This window comes from Streptomyces sp. SAS_281, from assembly GCF_052542855.1.
This window is the reverse complement of the sequence record NZ_JBMNDO010000014.1, coordinates 1-22,276: the sequence shown is the minus strand read 5'-3', so window position 1 is coordinate 22,276 and position 22,276 is coordinate 1. Positions and strand designations below refer to the sequence as shown.

General features: G+C 71.6%; 19 protein-coding genes. 15 read left to right on the top strand and 4 right to left on the bottom strand.

The annotated features are described in order from the left end of the window. Nucleotides 1–108 precede the first annotated feature (108 nt). On the top strand, nt 109–759 hold the full coding sequence (locus tag ACN6LM_RS07900; protein ID WP_445064550.1) for a TetR family transcriptional regulator: 651 nt from the start codon (nt 109–111) through the stop codon (nt 757–759). 16 nt (nt 760–775) lie between these two features. Here the strand turns inward: ACN6LM_RS07900 and def are convergent, their stop codons facing one another. Continuing rightward, the gene (gene def / locus ACN6LM_RS07895; RefSeq protein WP_445064549.1) at nt 776–1,330 is read right to left on the bottom strand and encodes a peptide deformylase; all 555 of its coding nucleotides are present in this window, start codon (nt 1,328–1,330) and stop codon (nt 776–778) included. A gap of 151 nt (nt 1,331–1,481) precedes the next feature. On the opposite strand from def, the gene ACN6LM_RS07890 reads away from it, so the two are divergent. Both ACN6LM_RS07890 and ACN6LM_RS07885 read left to right on the top strand, forming a co-directional pair. Then, nucleotides 1,482–2,159, top strand: a complete 678-nt coding sequence (locus ACN6LM_RS07890; RefSeq protein WP_445064548.1) for a 2-phosphosulfolactate phosphatase — start codon at nt 1,482–1,484, stop codon at nt 2,157–2,159. A gap of 146 nt (nt 2,160–2,305) precedes the next feature. Then, nucleotides 2,306–3,499 carry a right-handed parallel beta-helix repeat-containing protein gene (locus tag ACN6LM_RS07885; RefSeq protein WP_445064547.1) on the top strand — a complete coding sequence of 398 codons (1,194 nt, stop codon included), beginning with the start codon at nt 2,306–2,308 and terminating at the stop codon, nt 3,497–3,499. 51 nt (nt 3,500–3,550) lie between these two features. On the opposite strand, the gene ACN6LM_RS07880 is transcribed toward ACN6LM_RS07885, so the two are convergent. Continuing rightward, on the bottom strand, nt 3,551–4,717 hold the full coding sequence (locus ACN6LM_RS07880) for an alanine--tRNA ligase-related protein (protein ID WP_445064546.1): 1,167 nt from the start codon (nt 4,715–4,717) through the stop codon (nt 3,551–3,553). 388 nt (nt 4,718–5,105) lie between these two features. On the opposite strand from ACN6LM_RS07880, the gene ACN6LM_RS07875 reads away from it, so the two are divergent. The 5 genes from ACN6LM_RS07875 (at nt 5,106) to ACN6LM_RS07855 (ending at nt 9,594) form a co-directional block, all read left to right on the top strand. Then, nucleotides 5,106–6,344: a Mur ligase family protein gene (locus tag ACN6LM_RS07875; protein ID WP_073968916.1), complete on the top strand. Its 1,239-nt coding sequence runs from the start codon at nt 5,106–5,108 to the stop codon at nt 6,342–6,344. Between the two features lie 34 nt (nt 6,345–6,378). Beyond that, nucleotides 6,379–7,107 (top strand): type 1 glutamine amidotransferase, encoded by a 729-nt coding sequence (locus ACN6LM_RS07870; RefSeq protein WP_073865163.1) that lies wholly within the window; start codon nt 6,379–6,381, stop codon nt 7,105–7,107. Between the two features lie 167 nt (nt 7,108–7,274). After that, a complete protein-coding gene (locus ACN6LM_RS07865; RefSeq protein ID WP_164398849.1) occupies nt 7,275–8,300 on the top strand; it encodes a 6-phosphofructokinase in 1,026 nt (341 codons plus the stop codon). A gap of 118 nt (nt 8,301–8,418) precedes the next feature. Then, nucleotides 8,419–9,369 (top strand): cytochrome c oxidase assembly protein, encoded by a 951-nt coding sequence (locus ACN6LM_RS07860; RefSeq protein ID WP_445064545.1) that lies wholly within the window; start codon nt 8,419–8,421, stop codon nt 9,367–9,369. Between the two features lie 66 nt (nt 9,370–9,435). After that, a complete protein-coding gene (locus tag ACN6LM_RS07855; protein WP_203600147.1) occupies nt 9,436–9,594 on the top strand; it encodes a hypothetical protein in 159 nt (52 codons plus the stop codon). On the opposite strand, the gene ACN6LM_RS07850 is transcribed toward ACN6LM_RS07855, so the two are convergent. Beyond that, nucleotides 9,578–10,057 carry a diadenosine tetraphosphate hydrolase gene (locus ACN6LM_RS07850; protein WP_445064544.1) on the bottom strand — a complete coding sequence of 160 codons (480 nt, stop codon included), beginning with the start codon at nt 10,055–10,057 and terminating at the stop codon, nt 9,578–9,580. The genes ACN6LM_RS07855 and ACN6LM_RS07850 overlap by 17 nt on opposite strands. Before the next feature lie 887 nt (nt 10,058–10,944). Here ACN6LM_RS07850 and ACN6LM_RS07845 point away from each other — a divergent pair. From ACN6LM_RS07845 to ACN6LM_RS07820, 6 genes are all read left to right on the top strand, one after another. Beyond that, nucleotides 10,945–12,492: an endo-1,4-beta-xylanase gene (locus ACN6LM_RS07845; protein ID WP_445064543.1), complete on the top strand. Its 1,548-nt coding sequence runs from the start codon at nt 10,945–10,947 to the stop codon at nt 12,490–12,492. Between the two features lie 167 nt (nt 12,493–12,659). Then, nucleotides 12,660–15,416 carry a glycoside hydrolase family 48 protein gene (locus tag ACN6LM_RS07840; protein WP_445064607.1) on the top strand — a complete coding sequence of 919 codons (2,757 nt, stop codon included), beginning with the start codon at nt 12,660–12,662 and terminating at the stop codon, nt 15,414–15,416. Continuing rightward, nucleotides 15,413–15,604 carry a hypothetical protein gene (locus tag ACN6LM_RS07835; RefSeq protein WP_445064542.1) on the top strand — a complete coding sequence of 64 codons (192 nt, stop codon included), beginning with the start codon at nt 15,413–15,415 and terminating at the stop codon, nt 15,602–15,604. Before ACN6LM_RS07840 ends, ACN6LM_RS07835 begins: the two co-directional genes overlap by 4 nt. Nucleotides 15,605–15,744: 140 nt before the next feature. Then, nucleotides 15,745–17,874: a glycoside hydrolase family 6 protein gene (locus tag ACN6LM_RS07830; protein WP_445064541.1), complete on the top strand. Its 2,130-nt coding sequence runs from the start codon at nt 15,745–15,747 to the stop codon at nt 17,872–17,874. Between the two features lie 178 nt (nt 17,875–18,052). Further along, on the top strand, nt 18,053–19,651 hold the full coding sequence (locus ACN6LM_RS07825) for a sigma-70 family RNA polymerase sigma factor (RefSeq protein ID WP_445064540.1): 1,599 nt from the start codon (nt 18,053–18,055) through the stop codon (nt 19,649–19,651). A gap of 79 nt (nt 19,652–19,730) precedes the next feature. Next, complete coding sequence (locus tag ACN6LM_RS07820; protein WP_445064539.1) at nt 19,731–20,465, top strand: lysophospholipid acyltransferase family protein; 735 nt, start codon at nt 19,731–19,733, stop codon at nt 20,463–20,465. 47 nt (nt 20,466–20,512) lie between these two features. On the opposite strand, the gene ACN6LM_RS07815 is transcribed toward ACN6LM_RS07820, so the two are convergent. After that, nucleotides 20,513–21,142, bottom strand: a complete 630-nt coding sequence (locus ACN6LM_RS07815) for a TetR/AcrR family transcriptional regulator (RefSeq protein ID WP_445064538.1) — start codon at nt 21,140–21,142, stop codon at nt 20,513–20,515. 109 nt (nt 21,143–21,251) lie between these two features. Between ACN6LM_RS07815 and ACN6LM_RS07810 the strand changes: the two genes are divergently transcribed. After that, on the top strand, nt 21,252–22,241 hold the full coding sequence (locus tag ACN6LM_RS07810) for an ABC transporter permease (protein WP_445064537.1): 990 nt from the start codon (nt 21,252–21,254) through the stop codon (nt 22,239–22,241). The last annotated feature ends 35 nt before the right edge of the window (nt 22,242–22,276 follow it).

Sequence of the window (22,276 nt, the reverse complement as noted above, 5' to 3'; positions counted from 1 at the left end):
GCAAGTAGCCTGTGTCAACCGCATGAGACGCCATCCGCACCCCGCCGGGCAGGGTGTTACGTTGCGCAGGCACGACGGACAGGCACGGTCAGGGGTGGGAGAGACGACATGGAGACCACACGACAGGCCGAGCGCCAGCGGACCACGGCCGAGCGCCGCCGCCGAGAGCTGCTCGAAGCCGCCGACCGCGTGGTGCTCAGGGACGGCCCCGGGGCCTCGATGAACGCCATCGCGGCGGAGGCGGGCATCACGAAGCCCATCCTCTACCGGCATTTCGGCGACAAGGGCGGGCTCTACCGGGCCCTCGCCAAGCGGCACACCGACGCACTGCTGAGCGCCCTGCGCGCCGCGCTCGACGCCCCCGCGGAACGGCGCGCCCGGGTCGAGTCGACGCTCGACACCTACCTCGCGGCGATCGAGGCCCGCCCCCAGGTCTACCGCTTCCTGATGCACCCGTCCGACGACTCGGCCCCCGCCCCCGAGCAGGGCTTCGACGTGGGCCGGCACTCCGCACCACTGCTGCGCCGCCTGGGCGAGGAGCTGGCCACGGTGATCGCGGAGCGGGTGGACCTCGGCCCGGACAGCGAGGCGATGGCCCGGATCTGGGGGCACGGCATCGTCGGCATGATGCACGCGGCCGGTGACTGGTGGCTGGGCGAACGCCCTTGCTCGCGCGAACAGTTGGTCCGCAGCCTTGCCGACCTCCTCTGGGGCAGGCTGGCCGGGGCGGGCGACCGCGCGGACGGGCCCGGCTTCTGACGGGCCGCCGGCCGGCTCAGCCCGTACGCGCCCAGGGCGCCCGGCGGGCCGCGCGCAGCACCCTGGCCCGGCGCAGCCCGGTCAGCCGGTCGGTGTAGACCCGGCCCTCCAGGTGGTCGCACTCGTGCTGGAGGCAGCGGGCGAAGAAGCCGGTGCCGTCGATCCGGACCGGCTCGCCCGTCATGGTGACGCCCTCGACCACCGCGTGGTCGAAGCGCGGGGTACCGGCCTCCAGGCCGGGGAGCGAGAGGCAGCCCTCGGAGCCGCGCACCGTGACCCCGTCCGCCTCCACCAGGACCGGGTTCACCACGTGCCCGAGGTGCCGCACGTCCTCGTCGTCGGGGCAGTCGAAGACGAACACCCGTGACGGCACACCGATCTGGTTGGCGGCGAGCCCGACGCCCCGCGCCTCGTACATCGTGGCGAACATGTCCTCGACGAGCCGGGCGAGCGGTGCGCCGAACTCCGTGACCGGTTCGCACGCCGCGTGCAGGACCGGGTCGCCGAGCAGGCTCATGGTGCGGACGATTCCGGAACTGCCGGGGATCGGGCGGTTGCGCATGGCGCTCATCGTACGTTCCACGGGGTGGCCCCGGAGACGCCGGACGACCTGCCGGGGCCTCCGTCAACGCCCCGGCCGCGCTCACCCGGGCGACCCTTCCGGGCCGTCGGCCGCACCGCTGTCCGGACGGGCGCGGGCGGCCGTGGGCGATCATGGGCGGATGGAAGCCCGTTTCCTCGGTATCGCCGAGCTGCCCGCGACCCCCTCCGTGGCGGTCGTCGTCGACGTCATGCGCGCCTACACCGTGGCCGCCTGGGCCTTCGCCCGGGGCGCGGAGAAGATCGTGCTCGCCGGCTCACTGGACGAGGCGCTGGCGCTCAAGGGCCGTCATCCGGACTGGGTGGCCCTCAAGGACGGGGCGCCCGCGCGCGGGTTCGACGCCGTCAACTCGCCGGGGCGGCTGCGCTCACAGGAGCTGGGCGGCCGGACCGTGGTGCAGAAGACCACGGCGGGAACGGTCGGCGCCCTCGCGGTGAAGGACGCGTCCCTGGTGCTGTGCGCCGGCTTCGTGGTGGCGGAGGCGACGGCGCGGCTGCTGCGGGAACGCGGTCGCGACGACGTCACGTTCGTGGTCACCGGAGAGGACGGGCGCGCCGACGAGGACCTGGCGTGCGCCCAGTACATCGCGCGCCGGGCGGCCGGAGAGGCGGCGGACGCGGAGCCGTACCTGCGGCGGGCCGGCGATTCGCGCGCCGCCGCCGAGCTGGCGCAGGGGGTGCGCGCGGGGTCCCACCCCGATGACGTGGCGCTCTGCCTCGAACTCGACCGGTTCCCCTTCGCCATGGTGGCGACGCCCGAGGACTCCCTCATGGTGCTGCGCCCGCACACCTTCCCGTAGAGGCGCCTCGCCGTTCACATATCCGATTGTCGAATACATGCATGACCATTGACGTGCTCATGGCGTCACTCTACGGTCGATGGAAAGCGCTTGCACCCCGCCGGGCGGCAGCCCGTCCGGCCCACTCCCCCCACCTGGAGTAGAAGATGCAGCTCAAGCCTGTTCTCGCATGTGCCGGCCTGCTCGCCGGCTCACTCGCCGTCCTGGGCACCACCGCACAAGCTGCCCCCAGTCCGGAAAACGCTTCCCTGGCGGCCGCCGCGCTGTACGTGGCGCCGGACGGTACCGCCGACGCCGCCGGCACCGAGTCGGACCCCACCACGCTCGCCTCGGCGATCAGCCGGGTAAACGCCGGCGGCACGATCTACCTGCGCGGCGGCACGTACCGCTACGGGCAGACGGTCACCGTCCCGCCGGGCAACGACGGCACATCGGGCGCCCGCACCACCATGGCCGCCTACCCGGGCGAGCGGCCGGTGCTCGACTTCTCGGAGATGAGCGAGGACCCCGCCAACCGCGGGCTCGCGGTGAACGGCGACTACTGGCACATCGACGGCCTCACCGTCGAGCACGCCGGCGACAACGGCATCTTCGTCGGCGGCAGCGACAACGTCATCGAGCACGTCGTGACCCGCTTCAACCACGACTCGGGACTCCAGATCTCCCGGATATCCTCGGACACCCCCGACGACGAGTGGCCGGCGAACAACCTCGTCCTCAGCTCCGAGTCCCACGACAACGCCGACTCCGACGGCGAGGACGCGGACGGGTTCGCCGCCAAGCTCACCGCGGGCCCCGGCAACGTCTTCCGCTACGCGGTCTCGCACAACAACATCGACGACGGCTGGGACCTCTACACCAAGACGGAGACCGGTCCCATCGGCCCGGTGACCATCGAGGACTCCCTCAGCTACGGCAACGGCACCCTCTCCGACGGCACCGTGAACGAGGACGGCGACCGCAACGGCTTCAAGCTCGGCGGCGACGGGATCAAGGTCAACCACATCGTGCGGCGCAACATCGCCTACAACAACGGCCACCACGGCTTCACGTACAACAGCAACCCCGGCTCCATGACCGTGTCCGACAACGTCGGCATCGACAACGAGGAGCGCAACTTCTCGTTCGACAAGGGAACTTCGGTGTTCCGGGACAACACCTCCTGCCGCAGCGGTGACGGCTCCAACGACAAGACCGTCGGCGACGCGGACGGCTCCAACCAGTTCTGGACCGGCTCGAACGGCTCCCGGTGCTCCGCCTACGACGGGGCGATGGACTGGTCGTTCGCCTCCGACGGCCGCCTGGTCGTCTCGTTCGGCGGGACCGTGGTCACTCCGTGACACGCGACGACGGCGGTGCCGGGGCGGCCCGCACCCGGCACCGCCGTCGTCTCACTCCTCGCGCAGGGCCGTGACCAGGTCGCGGGGCAGCCCGTGGGTGTCGTGGAGGTAGTGAAGGTCCTCCTCCGTCAGCGTCCCGCGGAACCGGGGCCGGGCCAGCACCTGCCGCCCGCGTTCCAGCAGCCGGTCGAACCGGCGCTCCTCGTCGGCCAGCACGCGCAGCACCTCGCCGGGTTCCACGTCCTGCCGGAAGTGGTCCAGGGTGTGCCGGACCGGCTCGGGCGGCAGATCGCCGAGCGTGCGCGAGGGGTCCTCGCGCCGGAGCACGGTCAGAGCCCGTCGCAGCAGGCGGCGCAGCACGTAACCGCGTCCGGTGGCGGCCGGGCGGACCCCGTCACCGATGACGGCGACGGCGGAGCGCAGATGGTCGCAGACCAGCCGCAGCGCGGGCTCGTCCAGCGGCCACAGGGGCGGTACAAGCCGGCGCCAGGGGTCGAAGACATCGCACTCGAACACCGAGCGCCGGCCCTGGAGCAGCGAGGCCAGTCGTTCCAGACCGAGCCCGGTGTCGACATTGCGCTGCGGGAGCGGCACCAACGATCCGTCGTCGAGCCTGCGATGGCTCATCGTGACGTGGTTCCACACCTCCACCCAGCGGTCGTCCCCCGTGGGCGTGGACACGGGCGGCCCCTCGCCGCTCCACAGGAAGATCTCCGAGTCGGGGCCGCACGGCCCGGTCGGCCCGTTGGACCACCAGTTGTCCTCGACGGTCGGCTCCACGGGGACGCCCAGCTCCTGCCACATCCGCAGCGAGGCGGTGTCGCGCTCGGTGCGCTCGTCCCCGGCGTACACCGTGGCGCAGAGCCGGCCGGGGTCGATGCCCAGGCCCTCGGTGAGCAGCTCGTATCCCCATTCCAGGCTGCGCGGGCCCTCGTAGTCGCCCAGCGACCAGCTGCCGAGCATCTCGAAGACGGTGAGGTGGGTGGCGTCGCCGACCTCGTCCAGGTCGGTGGTGCGCAGGCACCGCTGCCGGTTGACCAGCCGGCTGCCCAGCGGGTGCGGGCGGCCCTCCAGGTACGGGGTGAGGGGATGCATCCCGGACGTGGTGAAGAGCACGGGGTCGCCGGGCGGCGGCAGCAGGGTGGAGCCGGTGACGCGGCGGTGGCCGCGCTCCTCGAAGTACTCCAGGAAGATACGGGCGAGCTGTTCGGTTTCCACGGGGCGGGCTCCTTCGCGGGTGGCGGGAAGGCGCCGGAGAACGGGGCCGTTCGGTCACCCGGCCGGGAAGGAATCACCGCGGCACCACCGACGGACCGTTTCCGGTCGCCGGGGGAAGGGAAGGTCAGACGGCGGCAACCGGCGAGCTGGTCGCTCGCGCGGTCGCGGTGGTGGTGATGCCGTTGACGTCCATACGCCGACGGTAACGCGCCCCCGGCCGCCCGTGCACCCGGATTCCGTCGCCGGCGGGCCCATGGAGAACGCGACGGCCCGCTCACGCGTCCTCCATTCCAAGGGAACTCCACGTGCCGGACGGTGCCGCCGTGCGGTCATGGTGCCGGACATCGATAGGCTGGGCGGCGGACCGATGCAAGGAGGATCTAGGACGATGGCAGGCAACACGGAGCCGTTGTCGCCGCGGGCCAAGCTGGCCGTGACGGCGGGCAAGGCCGCTGCGGCGGTGTCGCGGGCGGCCGGGCGGGGCAGCGGATCGGTGATCGGCGGCCGGGTGGCGCTCAAGCTCGACCCCGACCTGCTCGGGCGGCTGGCGCAGCACCTGGACGTGATCCTCGTCTCGGCGACGAACGGAAAGACGACCACCACCCGGCTGATCGCCGAGGCGCTGCGCGCCGCGGGCCCGGTCGTGTCGAACGCGCTCGGCGCCAACATGCCCGCGGGCATCACGTCGGCGCTGGCCGGCGGATCCGACGCCCAGTACGGCGTGATCGAGGTCGACGAGAAGTACCTCGCCGGGGTCGCCCGTGACACGACGCCCAAGGTGATCGCGCTCCTCAACCTCTCGCGCGACCAGCTGGACCGGGCCGCGGAGACGCGGATGCTGGCCGAGAAGTGGCGCGAGGGGCTGTCCGGCTCCAAGTCCGTGATCGTCGCCAACGCCGACGACCCGCTGATCGTCTGGGCGGCCTCCTCCTCCCCCAACGTGGTGTGGGTCGCGGCCGGACAGGCGTGGAAGGACGACGCCTGGTCCTGCCCGTCCTGCGGCGGGGTCATGCAGCGTCCCGGCGACGACTGGTTCTGCGGCGAGTGCGGTTTCCGGCGTCCGCCGCCGAGCTGGGTGCTGCACGGCGACTACGTGCTCGACCCGCACGGTTCGGCGTGGCCGATCCACCTCCAGCTCCCCGGCCGCGCCAACAAGGCCAACGCCACGAGCTCGGCGGCCGTCGCCGCGGTCTTCGGGGTGCCGCCGCAGGTGGCGCTGGAGCGCATGTACCAGGTGCAGGCCGTCGCCGGCCGGTACGACGTGGTGAGCTTCCTCGGCCGTGAGCTGCGGCTCCTGCTGGCGAAGAACCCGGCGGGCTGGCTGGAGACGTTCTCGCTGATCGACCCGCCGCCGACCCCGGTGATCCTCTCGGTGAACGCGCGCGGCGCGGACGGCACGGACACCTCGTGGCTGTGGGACGTCGACTACACCCAGCTCGCGGGCCACCCGATCTTCGTGCTCGGCGACCGCAAGCTGGACCTCGCGGTCCGCCTCGAAGTGGCCGGACTCGACTTCCGGGTCTGCGAGAACCTGGACGAGGCCGTGCAGCAGGCTCCGCCCGGGCGCATCGAGGTCATCGCCAACTACACCGCCTTCCAGGACCTGCGCCGCCGTGTCGGCAACTGACCCCGGCCCCGGGCCCCTCCGGAGAGGACGAAGCATGAGCAACAACAGCCTGCGGCTGGTGTGGGTGTACCCGGACCTGCTGAGCACCTACGGCGACCAGGGCAACGCCCTGGTGGTGGAGCGCCGGGCCCGCCAGCGCGGCCTGGACGTGGCGCGCGTCGACGTGCGCAGCGACCAGCCGGTGCCCACGTCGGGCGACATCTATCTGATCGGCGGCGGCGAGGACCGGCCACAGCGGCTCGCGGCGGAGCGGCTGCGCCGCGACGGCGGGCTCTCCCGGGCCGCGTCCAACGGCGCGATCATCTTCTCGGTCTGCGCCGGCTACCAGATCCTCGGCCACGAGTTCATCAACGATCTCGGGGAGCGCGAGCAGGGCCTCGGTCTGCTGGACGTGGTCTCGACGCGCGGCGAGGGTGCGCGGTGCGTCGGCGACGTGCTCGCGGACATCGACCCGCAGCTGGGCCTTCCGCCGCTGACCGGGTTCGAGAACCACCAGGGCGTCACGCACCTCGGGCCGACGGCACGGCCGTTCGCCCGGGTGCGGTTCGGCCGGGGCAACGGCACGGGCGACGGCACGGAGGGCGCGTACAACGACACCGTGTTCGGCACGTACATGCACGGTCCGGTGATGGCGCGGAACCCCATGATCGCGGACCTGCTGCTCAAGCTGGCCCTCGATGTGAACGCGCTCCCGCCGACCGACGACCGGTGGTACGAGGCGCTGCGCGCGGAACGCGTCGCGGCTGCCACGCAGCCCGCCTGACCAGGCATTTCACTGGTTGTCCGATGAGTGGCGCATGGCTCGGATGAGCGGCGTCCAGCAGGCGGACGCCCGGTTCGGTCCCGCCACCCTGCGCCGGTAGGGTGGCGGGGATCCAACCGGACGACGTGGTCCGGTCGTCGGCCCACGTTGCAAAGGTTTCCCGGGCAATGCGAATTGGTGTGCTCACCTCCGGCGGCGACTGCCCCGGCCTCAATGCCGTCATCCGGTCCGTCGTCCACCGCGCTGTGGTCGACCACGGCGACGAGGTCATCGGCTTCCACGACGGGTGGCGGGGCCTCCTGGAGTGCGACTACCGCAAGCTCGACCTGGACGCCGTGGGCGGCATCCTCGCCCGCGGCGGTACGATACTCGGCTCCTCCCGGGTCCAGCCGGCGCATCTGCGCGGGGGCGTCGAGACGGCACGGGGCCATGTGCGCGACCTCGGGCTCGACGCGATCATCCCGATCGGCGGCGAGGGCACCCTCAAGGCGGCGAACCTGCTCTCCGAGGCGGGGCTGCCGATCGTCGGTGTGCCGAAGACCATCGACAACGACATCGCCTCCACCGACGTGACCTTCGGCTTCGACACCGCGGTCGGCGTCGCCACCGAGGCGCTGGACCGGCTGAAGACCACCGCCGAGTCGCACCAGCGCGTCATGATCGTCGAGGTCATGGGCCGCCACACCGGCTGGATCGCGCTGCACTCCGGCATGGCGGCCGGCGCGCACGCCGTCGTCGTCCCGGAGCGTCCCTTCGACATCGACGAGCTGACCGAGGTCGTGGGCCGGCGCTTCTCGGCCGGCAAGAAGTTCGCGATCGTCGTCGTCGCGGAGGGCGCGAAGCCGCGCGAGGGCTCCATGGAGTTCACCTCGGGCGCCACGGACGTCTACGGCCACGAGCGCTTCACGGGCGTGGCCACCCAGCTCTCCGTCGAGCTGGAGCAGCGCCTCGGCAAGGAGGCCCGCCCGGTGATCCTGGGCCACGTCCAGCGCGGCGGCACGCCGACCGCGTACGACCGCGTCCTCGCGACCCGGTTCGGCTGGCACGCGGTCGAGGCGGCGCACCGCGGTGAGTTCGGCATGATGACCGCGCTGCGCGGCACGGACATCACCCTGGTGCCGCTCGCGCACGCGGTGGAGACCCTGAAGACGGTCCCGGCCGCCCGGTACGCCGAGGCGGAGTGCGTGCTCTGAGCGACACCCCGGCACGAGACCGCCCCCGGCCGCAAGATCGGCCGGGGGCGGTTCTAGTCTGGTCGGGACAACCAGCACGAAACAGGGACGTCCCGGCGTTCCCATCGGGAGTGAACAGATGGATCACAGCGGGCACGGCATGAACATGGACCTGCCGCCGTTCACGCTGGGACGGGGGCTCCACTTCTCCGCGGACCCGTTCTTCCTGATCGGCTGCGTCCTGGCGGTGCTGCTGTACGGGTACGGGGTGCTGAGGCTGCGGCGGCGCGGGGACGAGTGGCCCGTGGGGCGCACGGTCCTGTTCGTGATCGGTGTGCTGACGATCGCGCTGGTGATGTGCACCCGGCTCAACGACTACGGCATGGTCATGTTCAGCGTTCACATGGTGCAGCACATGGTGATCAGCATGCTGTCGCCCATCCTGCTGCTGCTGGGCGCGCCGGTGACGCTCGCGCTGCGGGCGCTGCCGGTCGCGCCGCGCGGCACGAAGGGGCCGCGCGAACTGCTGCTGATGCTCCTGCACAGCCGGTACATGAAGATCGTCACCCACCCCGCGTTCACGATCCCGCTGTTCATCGCCAGCCTGTACGGCCTGTACTTCACGCCGCTCTTCGACCACCTGATGGGCTCCACGGCCGGGCACCTCGTGATGATGGTGCACTTCCTGGCGGTCGGCCTGTTCTTCTTCTGGCCCATCATGGGTGTCGACCCGGGTCCCCACCGCCCCGGTTACGTGATGCGGATGCTGGAACTGTTCGCCGGGATGCCGTTCCACGCGTTCTTCGGGATCGCCCTGATGATGGCCTCCACGCCGATGGTGGAGGTGTACAAGAACCCGCCGGCCTCGCTCGGCATCGACGCGCTGTCCGACCAGAGCGCGGCGGGCGGCATCGCGTGGGCGTTCAGCGAGATCCCCTCGGTGGTGGTCCTGGTGGCCCTGGTTTTCCAGTGGTACCGCTCGGAACAGCGGACGGCGAAGCGCTCGGACCGCGCGGCGGACCGCGACGGGGACCAGGAGCTCCAGGCGTACAACGCGTATCTCGCCTCGTTGCAGGCGCGCGGACAGTAGCGGCGGACCCTCCTTTCGGGTGACGATGGCCTTTACGGCCGCGCGGCCGATGAGGAGGGTGCGCGCATGTCCGGATCCACGAAGACGATGGGAATGCTCACCGCAGGCGCTCTGGTGGCGGTGACCGCGTACACGGTGGCCCTGGGGAGCAACGGCTGGCTCTGGTTCGGCTGGGTGATCCTGGGGCTGATCACGATCGGGATGGTGGCTACGCGGGAGACCTGAGGCGGTCCAGCTCCTCGACGATCGCCTCGCGCACGGCGGCGTGCCGGGGGCCGAGCGCGTGGTTGTCGTCGCTCCAGCGCTCGCGCGGGTAGAGCCACACCGGCCTGCCCACCTGCTCCGGCGGCTCCCAGTCGTAGCGGGGCCACACGTGTGCGTGCAGGAACGGGGCTGTGTTCCCGAGAATCTCCAGGTTGACCCGTCGGAAGCCGGGGTCCAGCCGCTTGCAGGCCCGTTCGACGGCCTCGCCGAGGGTGTCCATGTCTGCCAGGAAGGCCGGCCGCCGAACGCGCGGAAGCTCGGACAGCCGCTGCACGGCGGGGTCGTCCACCAGCAGTACGGAGTATCCCGGCAGGAACTGAACGTCCCCGATCGCGGCGAACCCCGCCTTCAGCCTCCGGAGCACCGTGGGATTCCCGCCCCGGAGCGCGGTGCCGATCCGGTCCTGCCGCCAGTCGTCGGTCATGGGCGACGACTGTACCCACCGCCGGGGCCGCTCCGGGCTCCGGGCACCTCCCGGCCCAGGCGGTTCCGCGCTCCGGGCACCTCCCGGCCCGGGCGGTTCCGCGCTCCCGGCACCTCCCGGCCCGGGGACTGGAGCGCTCCCACGCACTGTTCCGAGCCCGCCCGGCGAGGATCGGGCAACGTTACGCAGAGGTGAACCGGCGCATACGGTGACCGGCCGCAACCGGTTCCGTCCGGGCCTCGCGACCGGGCGGCCCCTCGCGCGGGCCCTGCGGCTGTTACGCACACATCCGGCCCCGGCGGACCATGATGCGAACGCCGCAAACGCCCCGGGCAGCCGCGATGGCCCCTGCCTCTCCCGTCACTCCCGGTGCGTTTCGGCGCGGGAGCGAACGTTGCCGCCGGGCCGGCCGAACCGCCGACGAGTCCGGCCGACACGCCTCTGCCCTGCGCTTCGTCGCCACGGACGCAGCGTGGAACCCGTCACCGCTCCGTACGCACATCTCACACCGGGTGACCGCACGACTGCTCACCACACGGCGCGCTCCGGACGCCCGTGCGACCCCTCGCATGCGATTGCGAACGACCGCCAGGGACGCGGCAGGGGTGCCGCCATGCCTGGTTACCTGCAGTTACCTGGGCGGCAACTCCCCTGCGACCGGTGTCCGTTCGACGTGTGGCGCCGTTCACACGGCCGTAAGCCAGTTGCGCTTTAACTCTTGACAGGTGCCTGTCGCCACGCCACCTTGGGAGCGCTCCCACAATCAAGACTTGCACACTCCACCCCCTCCCCTTCTCCCCCAACGCCGTTGAGCCGCAAGGGCGTTACGGGGCGCAGCCGCGCTCCCCGTGACGATCCGCGCTGCCCGGCAGAGGAAGGCGTTTGTCATGAGCTTGGTGAAGCGTTGTAGGCCCCGCCGCACCACGGGGCTCCCGGCCCTCGTGGTCGGCGCCCTCGCCCTGACCACCGGCCTGGCCGGCGGGCCGGCGTCGGCCGCGTCGCAGGACACACTGCACGACCTCGCCGCAGCCCAGGGCAAGTACTTCGGCTCCGCCACCGACAACCCCGAGCTCCCCGACGCGGCCTACGCGGCGAAACTGGGCTCCGAGTTCGGGCAGATCACCCCCGGCAACTCCATGAAGTGGGACACCACCGAGCCCACCCGCGGCCAGTTCGACTTCACCAAGGGCGACGTGGTCACCGACTTCGCCCAGGAGCACGGCCAGACCGTGCGCGGGCACACCCTGGTCTGGCACAACCAACTGCCCGGCTGGGTGGGTGCGCTGCCCTCCACCGAGGTGGAGAAGGCCATGACCGACCACATCACAGCGGAAGCCACCCACTACCGCGGCGAGGTGGCCGCCTGGGACGTGGTGAACGAGCCGTTCAACGAGGACGGGACCTTCCGGACCAGCCCGTTCTACAACGCCATGGGCAAGGACTACATCGCCAAGGCCCTGCGCGCGGCACGCGCCGCCGACCCGGACGCCAAGCTGTACATCAACGACTACAACGTCGAGGGCAAGGGCGCGAAGAGCGACGCGATGTACGACCTCGTGAGCGATCTGCTCGCCGACGGCGTCCCGCTCGACGGGGTCGGGATGCAGGCGCACCTGGCGACCCAGTACGGCTTCCCGTACCAGATGCAGGGGAACATGCAGCGGTTCGCCGATCTGGGCCTGGACGTCGCCGTCACCGAGCTCGACGTGCGCATGCAGCTTCCGGCGGACGCCGCCAAGCTCGCCACCCAGTCCTCCTACTACGCGCAGGTCGTCGACGCCTGCCTCGCCGTCGAGCGCTGCGTCGGCATCACGGTCTGGGACTACACGGACAAGTACTCCTGGGTGCCGAGCACCTTCCCGGGCGAGGGCGCCGCCAACCTGTACGACGACAACCTGGCCCCCAAGCCCGCCTACGCCGCCGTGCGCACCGCCCTGGGCGACGAGGACGGCGGTGACGACGGGGGCGACGACGGCTCCACGCCGGGCACGCTGAAGGTCCAGTACCGTGCCAACGACACCTCGGCCGGTGACAACCAGATCAAGCCCGGCCTCCAACTCGTGAACACCGGCAGCGCCTCGGTCAGCCTCCCCGCCGTGACCGTCCGCTACTGGTTCTCCGGCGACAACGGCGCCTCGACGTACGGCAGTTGGTGCGACTGGTCACCGATTGGCTGCTCCACGATCACGCACCGGGTGGTGGCCGCGAGCACCCCGAAGGCCGGCGCCGACCGCTACCTCGAAGTCGGCTTCGCGAGCGGCACCCTCGCCCCGGGCGCGTCGACCGGCGAGATGCAGCTGCGCCTGAGCAAGACGGACTGGTCGAACTTCGACGAGTCCGACGACTACAGCCACGGCAGCGGCGCCTCGTACGCGGACGCCTCGAAGGTCACCGTGTACGTCGGCGGCGAACTGGTCTGGGGCATCGAGCCCTGATCCCGGGGCCCCGCTCAGGCTCCCGCTCCCCCGCGCGAACCCGCGCATGAACCCGCCGCACCCCGTCCCCACCGCTTCCCCTCCTCCCCTCCCCCTCGACGACACCCGCCACTGGAGGATTTGTGTCGATATCACGTAGAACGTTCAGCAGCGCCCTCGGCGGCAGCGTGCTGGCCATCGGTCTGGTGCAGGGCACCGCGGTCGCCAAGCCCGCCTCGGCGCAGGCCGGTACCGGAGCCCGCGCGGCCGCCGCCGGCGACGACCCGTACACGCAGGCGTTCCTCACCCAGTACGCCAAGATCAAGGACACCGCGAACGGCTACTTCAGCCCCGACGGTCTCCCGTACCACTCGGTCGAGACCCTGATGGTCGAGGCACCGGACCACGGCCACCAGACGACGTCGGAGGCCGTCAGCTTCTGGATGTGGCTGGAGGCGGCGTACGGCAGGGTGACCGGTGACTGGGCGCCGTTCAACGCGGCCTGGGCAGTGGCCGAGAAGACCATCATCCCGCAGCACGCGGACCAGCCCACCAGTGACTCGTACAAACCCTCGGCACCCGCGACCTTCGCGGCCGAGCACCCGCTGCCGAGCGGCTACCCCTCCGCGATGAACGGCTCGGTGCCGGTGGGCAGCGACCCGCTGTCGGCCGAGCTCGCCTCGTCCTACGGGACGATGGACGTCTACGGCATGCACTGGCTGATGGACCTGGACAACATCTACGGCTACGGAAACAAGCCGGGCACCGGCGGCGAGTCCGGGCCGGGAGCCGGCGCCTCCTTCATCAACACCTACCAGCGCGGTGCGCAGGAGTCGGTGTGGGAGACCGTGCCGCAGCCGACCACCGACCTCTTCAAGTACGGCGGCCCCAACGGGTATCTCGACCTGTTCGTCGGGGACTCCAGCTACGCCAAGCAGTGGAAGTACACCAACGCGCCGGACGCCGACGCCCGCGCGGTGCAGGCTGCCTACTGGGCGTACCGCTGGGCATCGGAGCAGGGCAAGGAGAGCCAGGTCGCCGCGTCGGTGGCGAAGGCCGCCAAGATGGGCGACTACCTCCGCTACGCCATGTTCGACAAGTACTTCAAGCGCATCGGCGACTGCACCGATCCCAACTCCTGCCCGGCCGCCTCCGGCAAGGACTCCCAGCACTACCTGCTGTCCTGGTACTACGCCTGGGGCGGGTCCGCGGGCAGCGGCGGCGGGTGGGCCTGGCGCATCGGTGACAGCGCCTCCCACCAGGGCTACCAGAACCCGCTCGCCGCGTGGGCGCTGTCCAACGTGCCCTCGCTCACCCCCAAGTCGGCGACGGCCAAGTCGGACTGGTCCAAGAGCCTGACCCGGCAGCTGGAGTTCCTGACCTGGCTCCAGTCCAGCGAGGGCGCCCTCGCGGGCGGCTGCACCAACAGCTGGGAGGGCAGCTACAGCGCGCCCCCGGCCGGCACGCCCACCTTCTACGGGATGGCGTACGACTGGCAGCCGGTCTACCACGACCCGGCGAGCAACAACTGGTTCGGCTTCCAGGCGTGGGGCATGGAGCGCGTCGCCGCGTACTACTACGTGACCGGCAACGCGACCGCCGAGGCGGTTCTCTCGAAGTGGGTCGCCTGGGCGTCGAGCGAGACGACCATCGGCGCCGACGGCAGCTTCCGCTTCCCCTCCACGCTGAACTGGACGGGCGAGCCGGACACGTGGAACGCCGCGTCGCCCGGTGACAACTCCGGCCTGCACGTCTCGGTGGTGAACTACGCCAACGACGTCGGCGTGGGTGCCGCGTACGTCAAGACGCTCACCTACTACGCCGCCAAGTCGGGCGACCAGGACGCGGCGGCGCTCGCCAAGGCCCTGCTGGACGCGATGGCGCTGAACACCACGGACAAGGGCATCTCGGTGCCGGAGACCCGGCTGGACTACAACCGGTTCGAGGACGAGGTGTACATCCCGTCCGGCTGGTCGGGCACCATGCCCAACGGCGACCCGATCCGGCCGGGTTCGACGTTCATCGGTATCCGCAGCTGGTACAAGGACGACCCGGACTGGCCGAAGGTGCAGGCCTACCTGGACGGCGGGGACGCGCCCGTCTTCACGTACCACCGCTTCTGGGCGCAGGCCGCGCTCGCCCTGGCCTTCGCGATCTACGCGGAGCTGCTGGTGGAGGGCGGCGGTGAGCCGGGCGGTGACACCGAGCCGCCCACCGCACCGGGCGGCCTCACGGTGACCGCGACCACCAAGGACGGCGTCTCGCTCTCCTGGTCCGCGTCCACCGACAACGTCGCGGTGACCGGCTACGACGTGTACCGCAACGGTGTGCTGGCGGGCAACGCGACCGGGCGGACGTTCACCGACTCCGGGCTCGCCGCCAACACCGAGTACACCTACGCGGTCGCGGCGCGGGACGCGGGCGGCAACACCTCGGCGCTGTCGGACGCGGTCCTCGCCAAGACGAAGACCGGCGGCTCGACCGGGACCGGCGCGGTGAAGGTGCAGTACAAGAACAACGACTCCTCCGCGACCGACAACCAGATCCGGATGGGCATCCAGCTGGTGAACTCGGGCAGCGCGCCCATCGACCTGTCGACGGTGAAGGTCCGGTACTGGTTCACCGCGGACGGCGGACCGAGCACCTTCGGCACCTACTGCGACTACGCGGCGCTCGGCTCCTCCACCATCACCCACACGGTGGTCGCCGTCTCCAGCCCGAAGACCGGCGCCGACCGTTACCTGGAGGTCGGGTTCACCGGCGGCGCCGGCACGCTGGCCGCCGGGGCGTCCACCGGTGAGATCCAGCTGCGGCTCAACAAGAGCGACTGGTCGAACTTCAACGAGGCGAACGACTACAGCCGGGCCACCAACACCTCGTACGCGGACTCCTCGAAGGTCGGCGCCTATGTCGCCGGCGCCCTTGCCTGGGGTGTCGAGCCGTGACAGGCCGCCCGCTGCCGGCGCTGGCCGGGACGGCCGCCGCCCTGGTCCTGGCCGCCGCGTCGATGCTGACCGGCGCGTCCTCGGCCCCCTCCGACGACTACAGCCGGACCGCCGTCAGGGCCTTCACCGACGCCCCGGAGGCCGGGGCGTACGTCAACGGCGCCCTGTCCTCGGGCACCACCCCCTGACCGGCTGAACCACCGGTCACCCCACCACTCCCGATGGCGGGTCAAACACTCACCCCGCTGAACCCGCCATCGGGCAGCACCCCCCATGAACCCGTCTGCGGGGAGTTTCCGCAGACGTACGAGAGGAGCACGGAGCCGCAATGAGTACCAGAGGCACCATCAAGCAAGGTCTGCGCAGGAGGCTGGCCGCAGCCTCCGCCATGGCCATGGGCGCGGCCCTGGCAGTGGCGATCCCCACCACCGCCGACGCCGCGGCTGCCCGGGTCGACAACCCCTACGTGGGCGCCAAGGCGTACGTGAACCCGGACTGGTCCGCCAAGGCCGCGGCCGAGCCCGGCGGCGCGGCCATCGCCAACACGCCGGCCTTCGTCTGGATGGACCGCATCGCGGCCATCGGCGGCACGCCGGGGGCAATGAGCCTGCGCGACCACCTGGACACCGCCCTCGAGCAGGGCGCGAACCTGTTCCAGGTCGTCATCTACGACCTGCCGGGACGTGACTGTGCCGCGCTGGCGTCCAACGGTGAGCTCGGCCCCACTGAGCTCGACCGGTACAAGAACGAGTACATCGACCCGATCTCCGACATCCTCGCCGACCCGGCGTACGCGAACCTGCGGATCGTCACCATCATCGAGCCGGACTCGCTGCCCAACATCGTCACGAACGCGGGCGGCACGGCCGGTTCGACCGACGCCTGCGCCACGATGAAGGCGAACGGCAACTACGAGAAGGGGATCGGCTACGCCCTGCACACGCTGGGCGCCATTCCCAACGTCTACAACTACGTCGACGCCGCCCACCACGGCTGGCTCGGCTGGGACAGCAACATGGCCCCGGCGGGCCTGGAGTTCAAGAAAGCCGCCACCTCCGAGGGCGCCACGGTGAACGACGTCTCCGGGTTCATCGTGAACACGGCGAACTACTCGGCTCTCAAGGAGCCGAACTTCAAGGTCACCGACTCGGTGAACGGCACCACGGTGCGCCAGTCCAAGTGGGTCGACTGGAACTACTACGTCGATGAGCTGTCGTTCGCCCAGGCGCTGCGCACCCAGCTGGTGGGCCAGGGCTTCAACTCCAACATCGGCATGCTGATCGACACCGCCCGCAACGGCTGGGGCGGCGCCGACCGGCCCACCTCGGCGGGCCCGCTGACCAGCGTGGACGCCTACGTCAACGGCGGTCGCGTGGACCGGCGCATCCACGCCGGCAACTGGTGCAACCAGAGCGGTGCCGGCATCGGTGAGCGTCCCACCGCCGCCCCCGAGCCCGGGATCGACGCCTACGTGTGGGCGAAGCCCCCGGGGGAGTCGGACGGCAACAGCGCCCCCGTCGAGAACGACGAGGGCAAGGGCTTCGACCGGATGTGCGACCCGACGTACGAGGGGAACGGGCGCAACGGCAACAGCATGACGGGCGCGCTGCCGAACTCGCCGCTCGCGGGTCACTGGTTCTCCGCGCAGTTCCAGGAGCTGGTGCGTAACGCCTACCCGCCGATCGACGGCAGCGGCGAGAACCCCGGCGGTGGCGACGACGACACCCAGGCGCCGACCGCTCCCACGGGTCTGACGTCCACGGCGAAGACCAGCAGCAGCGTCTCGCTGTCCTGGTCGGCGTCGAGCGACAACAAGGCGGTGACCGGCTACGACGTGTACCGGGGCTCCACCAAGGTGGGCTCGACCACCACCACCTCGTACACCGACACGGGTCTGTCGGCCTCGACCGCCTACAGCTACACCGTCAAGGCGAAGGACGCGGCCGGTAACGTCTCGGCGGCCTCCTCGGCCCTGTCCGTCACCACCTCCGCCGGGGGTGGCACCGGAACGGGCGCGCTGAAGGTCCAGTACAAGAACAACGACTCCTCCGCGACCGACAACCAGATCCGGTTCGGTCTCCAGCTGGTCAACACGGGCAGCAGCGCGGTGGACCTGTCCACGGTGAAGCTCCGCTACTGGTTCACCCCGGAGTCCGGCTCCTCCACCTTCGGCACCTCGTGCGACTACGCGGTCCTGGGCTGCGGGAAGCTGAGCCTGGCGGTGAAGTCGGGCGGTTCGGCGGCCGGGGCCAGCCACTACCTGGAGGTCTCCTTCGGCAGCGGCACCCTCGCGGCCGGCGCCTCCACCGGTGAGATGCAGCTGCGGCTGAACAAGAGTGACTGGTCCAACTTCAACGAGGCGGACGACTACAGCCACGGCACGGGCACCTCGTACGCCGACGCCTCCAAGGTCGGCGTGTACACGGCCGGTGCGCTCTCCTGGGGCACCGCGCCCTGAACAACCCGCCGGATGATCCGGTGATTCCCTCCCGGCCCCGCCACACCCGTGGCGGGGCCGGACCCCTTTCGGCGCATCCGCACAAGTGAGCGACGGGTTTTTGTTATGGTCTCCGGCCGGGCCGCATCTCCCAGGTGTGCGTGAAGCCAGAACAGGACTCCGGAAGAGTGAGCACAGCATGGGCCAGGACCGCGAACGGGCGTTGATCAAGGCGGCACGGGCCGGTGACGGCGACGCCAAGGACCAGCTCGTCGCGTCCTGTCTTCCGCTGCTCTACAACATCGTCGGACGCGCGCTGAACGGCCACGCGGACGTGGACGACGTGGTGCAGGAGACGGTCCTGCACATGCTGCGTGCCCTGCCCGGCTTGCGGAACCCGGAGAGCTTCCGCTCCTGGCTGGTGGCCATCGCGATGAACGAGATACGGGGGCACTGGCGCGACCGGCAGTCCGCCGCGATCCCGGTGGAACCCCTGGCCACCGGCCACGACCGGGTCGATCCGGCGGCGGACTTCGTGGACGTGACGATTCTGCGGCTCGGCCTGTCCGGACAGCGCCGGCAGGTCGCCGAGGCGACCCGGTGGGTGGACGAGGACGACCGGGCGCTGCTCTCGCTGTGGTGGCTGGAGGCGGCGGGCGAGCTGACCCGGGCCGAGGTGGCCGCCGCGATGAACCTGTCGCCCGAGCACACCGCCGTACGCGTGCAGCGGATGAAGGCCCAGCTGGACACCGCCCGGGTGGTGGTGGGCGCGCTGGCGGCCCAGCCCCGGTGCGTCCTGCTGGACGACATCCTCATCGGGTGGGACGGGGCCCCCTCGCCGCTGTGGCGCAAGCGCATCGCACGGCACGCGCGCGGCTGCACGGTCTGCTCCGGGTTCGGCTCGGGGCTGGTGCCTGCCGAGGGCCTGCTCGTGGGCCTCGCCCTGGTGCCGCTCGCGATGGCCGGGGCGGGCCGGAGCCCCCGGCTGACCGAGGTCGCGGCCGGTACGCCGCTCGCCGCACCCACGCGGCCGGGCCGGGCGGCGCTGCGACGGGACCAGGCGCGCCGCCGCCGGCGGAACGCCGTGGTGGCGTCCGTCGTCGCGGTGGGCGTGCTGGGGGCCGGGGGCGCCGCCGTCCATCTGTCGACGGGTGAGGACGGCGGCGACGAGGTCTCCGTCGCGACCGCCCCCGAGACCGACGGCTCCGTCACCGCGACCGCTTCCGCCGAGGCGTCCGCTTCCGCGACGCCGTCCGCCTCGCCCTCGCACTCCGCCGCGGGCCCGAGCCCGAGCGCCACGAAGACGAAGGAACGGGCGAAGCCGAGGAAGACGGCCCCCGCGACCAGCCGTCCCCCGGCGGCGGAGACCCCCGCCGCGACCCGGTCGGCCCCGGCCCGGCCCACGCCGAGCCCGCCGTCGGACGCGGAAGAGGTGCTGGCCCTGGTCAACACGGAGCGCGCGAAGGAGGGCTGCTCGCCGGTGACCGGCAACGACGAGCTGACGACCGCCGCGCAGCGGCACTCCGAGGACATGGCCGCGCGGGACTACTTCTCGCACACCTCGCAGGACGGCTCGGGCCCCGGCGAGCGGATCACGGCCGCCGGCTACCGGTGGAGCACGTACGGGGAGAACATCGCCAAGGGGCAGCGGACGCCGGCCGACGTGATGAACTCCTGGATGAACAGCCCGGGCCACCGGGCGAACATCCTGAACTGCTCGTTCAAGGAGCTGGGCGTGGGCATACAGGACAGCCCCGGCGGCATCGTCTGGACCCAGGACTTCGGCGCGGGGATGTGAGACCGCGGCGTCGCCGCGCGGGTGCGGGGTACATGTCTCCATCATCGACCCGCTGATGCCACCGGACCGGGGAGAGACCGTGTTCTACTACGTCCTCAAGTACGTCGTTCTCGGGCCGGTGCTGCGGCTGCTGTTCCGGCCGGTCATCGAGGGCGCGGAGCACGTTCCGGACCACGGCGCCGCGATCGTGGCGGGCAACCACCTGTCGTTCTCCGACCACTTCCTGATGCCGGCGATCCTCAAGCGGCGGATCACGTTCCTGGCCAAGGCGGAGTACTTCACGGGCCCGGGCGTGAAGGGCCGGCTGACGGCGGCGTTCTTCCGCAGCGCGGGCCAGATCCCGGTGGACCGGTCGGGCAAGGAGGCGGGCCGGGCCGCGATCCGCGAGGGCGTCGGAGTGCTGGAGCGGGGCGAGCTGCTGGGCATCTATCCGGAGGGCACGCGCTCGCACGACGGGCGGCTCTACAAGGGCAAGGTCGGGGTGGCGGTGATGGCCATCCGGGCGCAGGTGCCGGTGGTGCCGTGCGCGATGGTCGGCACCTTCGAGATCCAGCCGCCCGGCAGGCGGCTCCCCCGCCTCAAGCCCGTCGCCATCCGCTTCGGCGAACCGCTGGACTTCTCGCGCTACGCGGGCCTGGAGCATGAGAAAGCGGCCGTCCGGGCGGTGACCGACGAGATCATGTACGCGATCCTGCGGCTCTCCGGCCAGGAGTACGTGGACGAGTACGCCGTGAAGGTGAAGGAGGCGGCCCGGGACGGGCGGCCGGGCCGGTTCCCGAAGCGGCGACGCCGAGAGCGGATGCGCGAGCGGTGAACGCCCCTGGCCTGGGAGCGGGTCGTCCGTAGCGCCCCGGGGCCGCGTCAGCCCGCCTGCGCCAGGTCCATCGACATGAGCCCGCGCAGGCCGTTCTCCAGGGCCTCCGGGCCGGTGTCGCCGAACATGGCGAGCTGGGCGATGAACCCCTGGGCGGTCGCGATCAGAGCCCGGGCGACGTGCTCGTCGGGCACGTCCGCCCGGAGCACCCCGGCCTCCCGGTACAGCCCGACCAGCTCGGTCCAGGCCCGGCTCAGCCCCCCGAACGCCTCGGAAAGGGTGGCCGCCAGCCGCTCGCTGCGCAGGGTCTCGGACCACACCTGGATGATCAGCCCCGCGTACGCCCGGGGCTCAAGGCCCCGTTGCGCTTCGAGGCCGTCCGCGAACAGGCCCCGCGTCACCCGGCCGATCAGGACGTCCGGGGTGGGGACGGGAGTGTCCCGGGCCGCTCCTTCGAACGCCCGGCGCACCCCGTCGACGGCCTCGGTGGCGATGGCCGCGATCAGGTCCTCCTTGCCGCTGAAGTAGCGGTAGACCGCTCCCGCCGACAGGCCGGCCTCCTTCAGCACGTCCTGCATCGAGGTGCCGTGGAAGCCGGCACGGGCGAAGCAGCGCGCGGCGCCGTCGAGGATCTGTCTGCGGCGGGCGTCGAGGTGCGCCTGGGATACACGGGCCATGCGGCCAACCTAAAACGAACATTCATTCTTGACAAGCGACCGCGGCGGGGCGACAGTGGCGATGGCATATAAAACGAACGATCATTCTCTTTGAATCGAGGCCCTCACCATGTCCCTCACCCCGAACCGCCGCCTGCTGGTGGTGGTCCTGCTGGTTCCGCTGGTGGTGACCCTCGCCCTGTGGGCCTTCACCTGGCCCGCCGCCCGGACCGCACCGCGCGACCTGCCGGTCGGGATCGCCGGAACCGCACCGGCCGCCGACCGGCTCCAGCAGCGGTTCGAGGAGCGCGACGGGGCCTTCGATGTGCACCGGTACGGCTCCGAGGCCGCGGCCCGGGCCGCGATCGAGGACCGGACCGTCTACGGCGCGGTCGTGGTGACCGCCGAGGGCCCCGAGCTGCTGACCGCGAGCGCGGGCGGCACGGTCATCGCCCAGCTGCTGCGCGAGGCGGTGACCGCCGGAGCCCCGGCCGGATCCGAGGTGCCGGTCACCGACGTGGTGTCCGCGCCCGCCGCCGATCCGAGGGGTGCCGTGCTCGGCGCGAGCCTCCTGCCGCTGGCCATCGCGGGGGTCGCCGCCGGTGCGGCCGTCACCCTGCTGCGGCTGCGCGGGGCGCGGGCCGGGGTCGCGCTGCTCGGCGTGGCCGTCGTGGTGGGGCTCCTGGCCACCGCCGTGACGGACAGCTGGCTCGGCGCCCTCACCGGCGACTGGTGGAGCGAGGCCGGGACGATCGCCCTGATCGTGCTCGCCGTCGGAGCGCCGGTCGCGGGCCTCGCCGCCCTGCTGGGGACACCGGGCATCGGGATCGGCTCGCTGCTCATGGTGTTGCTGGGCAACCCGTTCTCGGGAGTGACCAGCGCGCCCGAACTGCTCCCCCGCCCGGTCTCCGTGATCGGCCGGCTGCTGCCGCCCGGGGCGGGCGGGTCCGCGCTGCGCTCGGTGGCGTTCTTCGACGGGGCCGCGGCGGCCGTCCCCGCTCTGACGCTCGGCGTGTGGGCGGCGCTGGGGCTGGTCGCGGTCCTCGTCGGCGGGCGCCGCCGTACGGCCGCGGACACCACGGCGCCGGAGCCGGTACGGGAGCCGGCACTGGCCGGCTGACCATGCTCAGGAGCGCGCCCCCGTCCTGGTGGACA

Bases quoted from the DNA above. Each gene is read 5' to 3' on its own strand.
- ACN6LM_RS07900 (WP_445064550.1), top strand. From the start codon at position 109: ATGGAGACCACACGACAGGCCGAGCGCCAGCGGACCACGGCCGAGCGC.
- def (WP_445064549.1), bottom strand. From the start codon at position 1,330: ATGAGCGCCATGCGCAACCGCCCGATCCCCGGCAGTTCCGGAATCGTC.
- ACN6LM_RS07890 (WP_445064548.1), top strand. From the start codon at position 1,482: ATGGAAGCCCGTTTCCTCGGTATCGCCGAGCTGCCCGCGACCCCCTCC.
- ACN6LM_RS07885 (WP_445064547.1), top strand. From the start codon at position 2,306: ATGCAGCTCAAGCCTGTTCTCGCATGTGCCGGCCTGCTCGCCGGCTCA.
- ACN6LM_RS07875 (WP_073968916.1), top strand. From the start codon at position 5,106: ATGGCAGGCAACACGGAGCCGTTGTCGCCGCGGGCCAAGCTGGCCGTG.
- ACN6LM_RS07870 (WP_073865163.1), top strand. From the start codon at position 6,379: ATGAGCAACAACAGCCTGCGGCTGGTGTGGGTGTACCCGGACCTGCTG.
- ACN6LM_RS07865 (WP_164398849.1), top strand. From the start codon at position 7,275: ATGCGAATTGGTGTGCTCACCTCCGGCGGCGACTGCCCCGGCCTCAAT.
- ACN6LM_RS07860 (WP_445064545.1), top strand. From the start codon at position 8,419: ATGGATCACAGCGGGCACGGCATGAACATGGACCTGCCGCCGTTCACG.
- ACN6LM_RS07855 (WP_203600147.1), top strand. From the start codon at position 9,436: ATGTCCGGATCCACGAAGACGATGGGAATGCTCACCGCAGGCGCTCTG.
- ACN6LM_RS07850 (WP_445064544.1), bottom strand. From the start codon at position 10,057: ATGACCGACGACTGGCGGCAGGACCGGATCGGCACCGCGCTCCGGGGC.
- ACN6LM_RS07845 (WP_445064543.1), top strand. From the start codon at position 10,945: ATGAGCTTGGTGAAGCGTTGTAGGCCCCGCCGCACCACGGGGCTCCCG.
- ACN6LM_RS07830 (WP_445064541.1), top strand. From the start codon at position 15,745: ATGAGTACCAGAGGCACCATCAAGCAAGGTCTGCGCAGGAGGCTGGCC.
- ACN6LM_RS07825 (WP_445064540.1), top strand. From the start codon at position 18,053: ATGGGCCAGGACCGCGAACGGGCGTTGATCAAGGCGGCACGGGCCGGT.
- ACN6LM_RS07815 (WP_445064538.1), bottom strand. From the start codon at position 21,142: ATGGCCCGTGTATCCCAGGCGCACCTCGACGCCCGCCGCAGACAGATC.
- ACN6LM_RS07810 (WP_445064537.1), top strand. From the start codon at position 21,252: ATGTCCCTCACCCCGAACCGCCGCCTGCTGGTGGTGGTCCTGCTGGTT.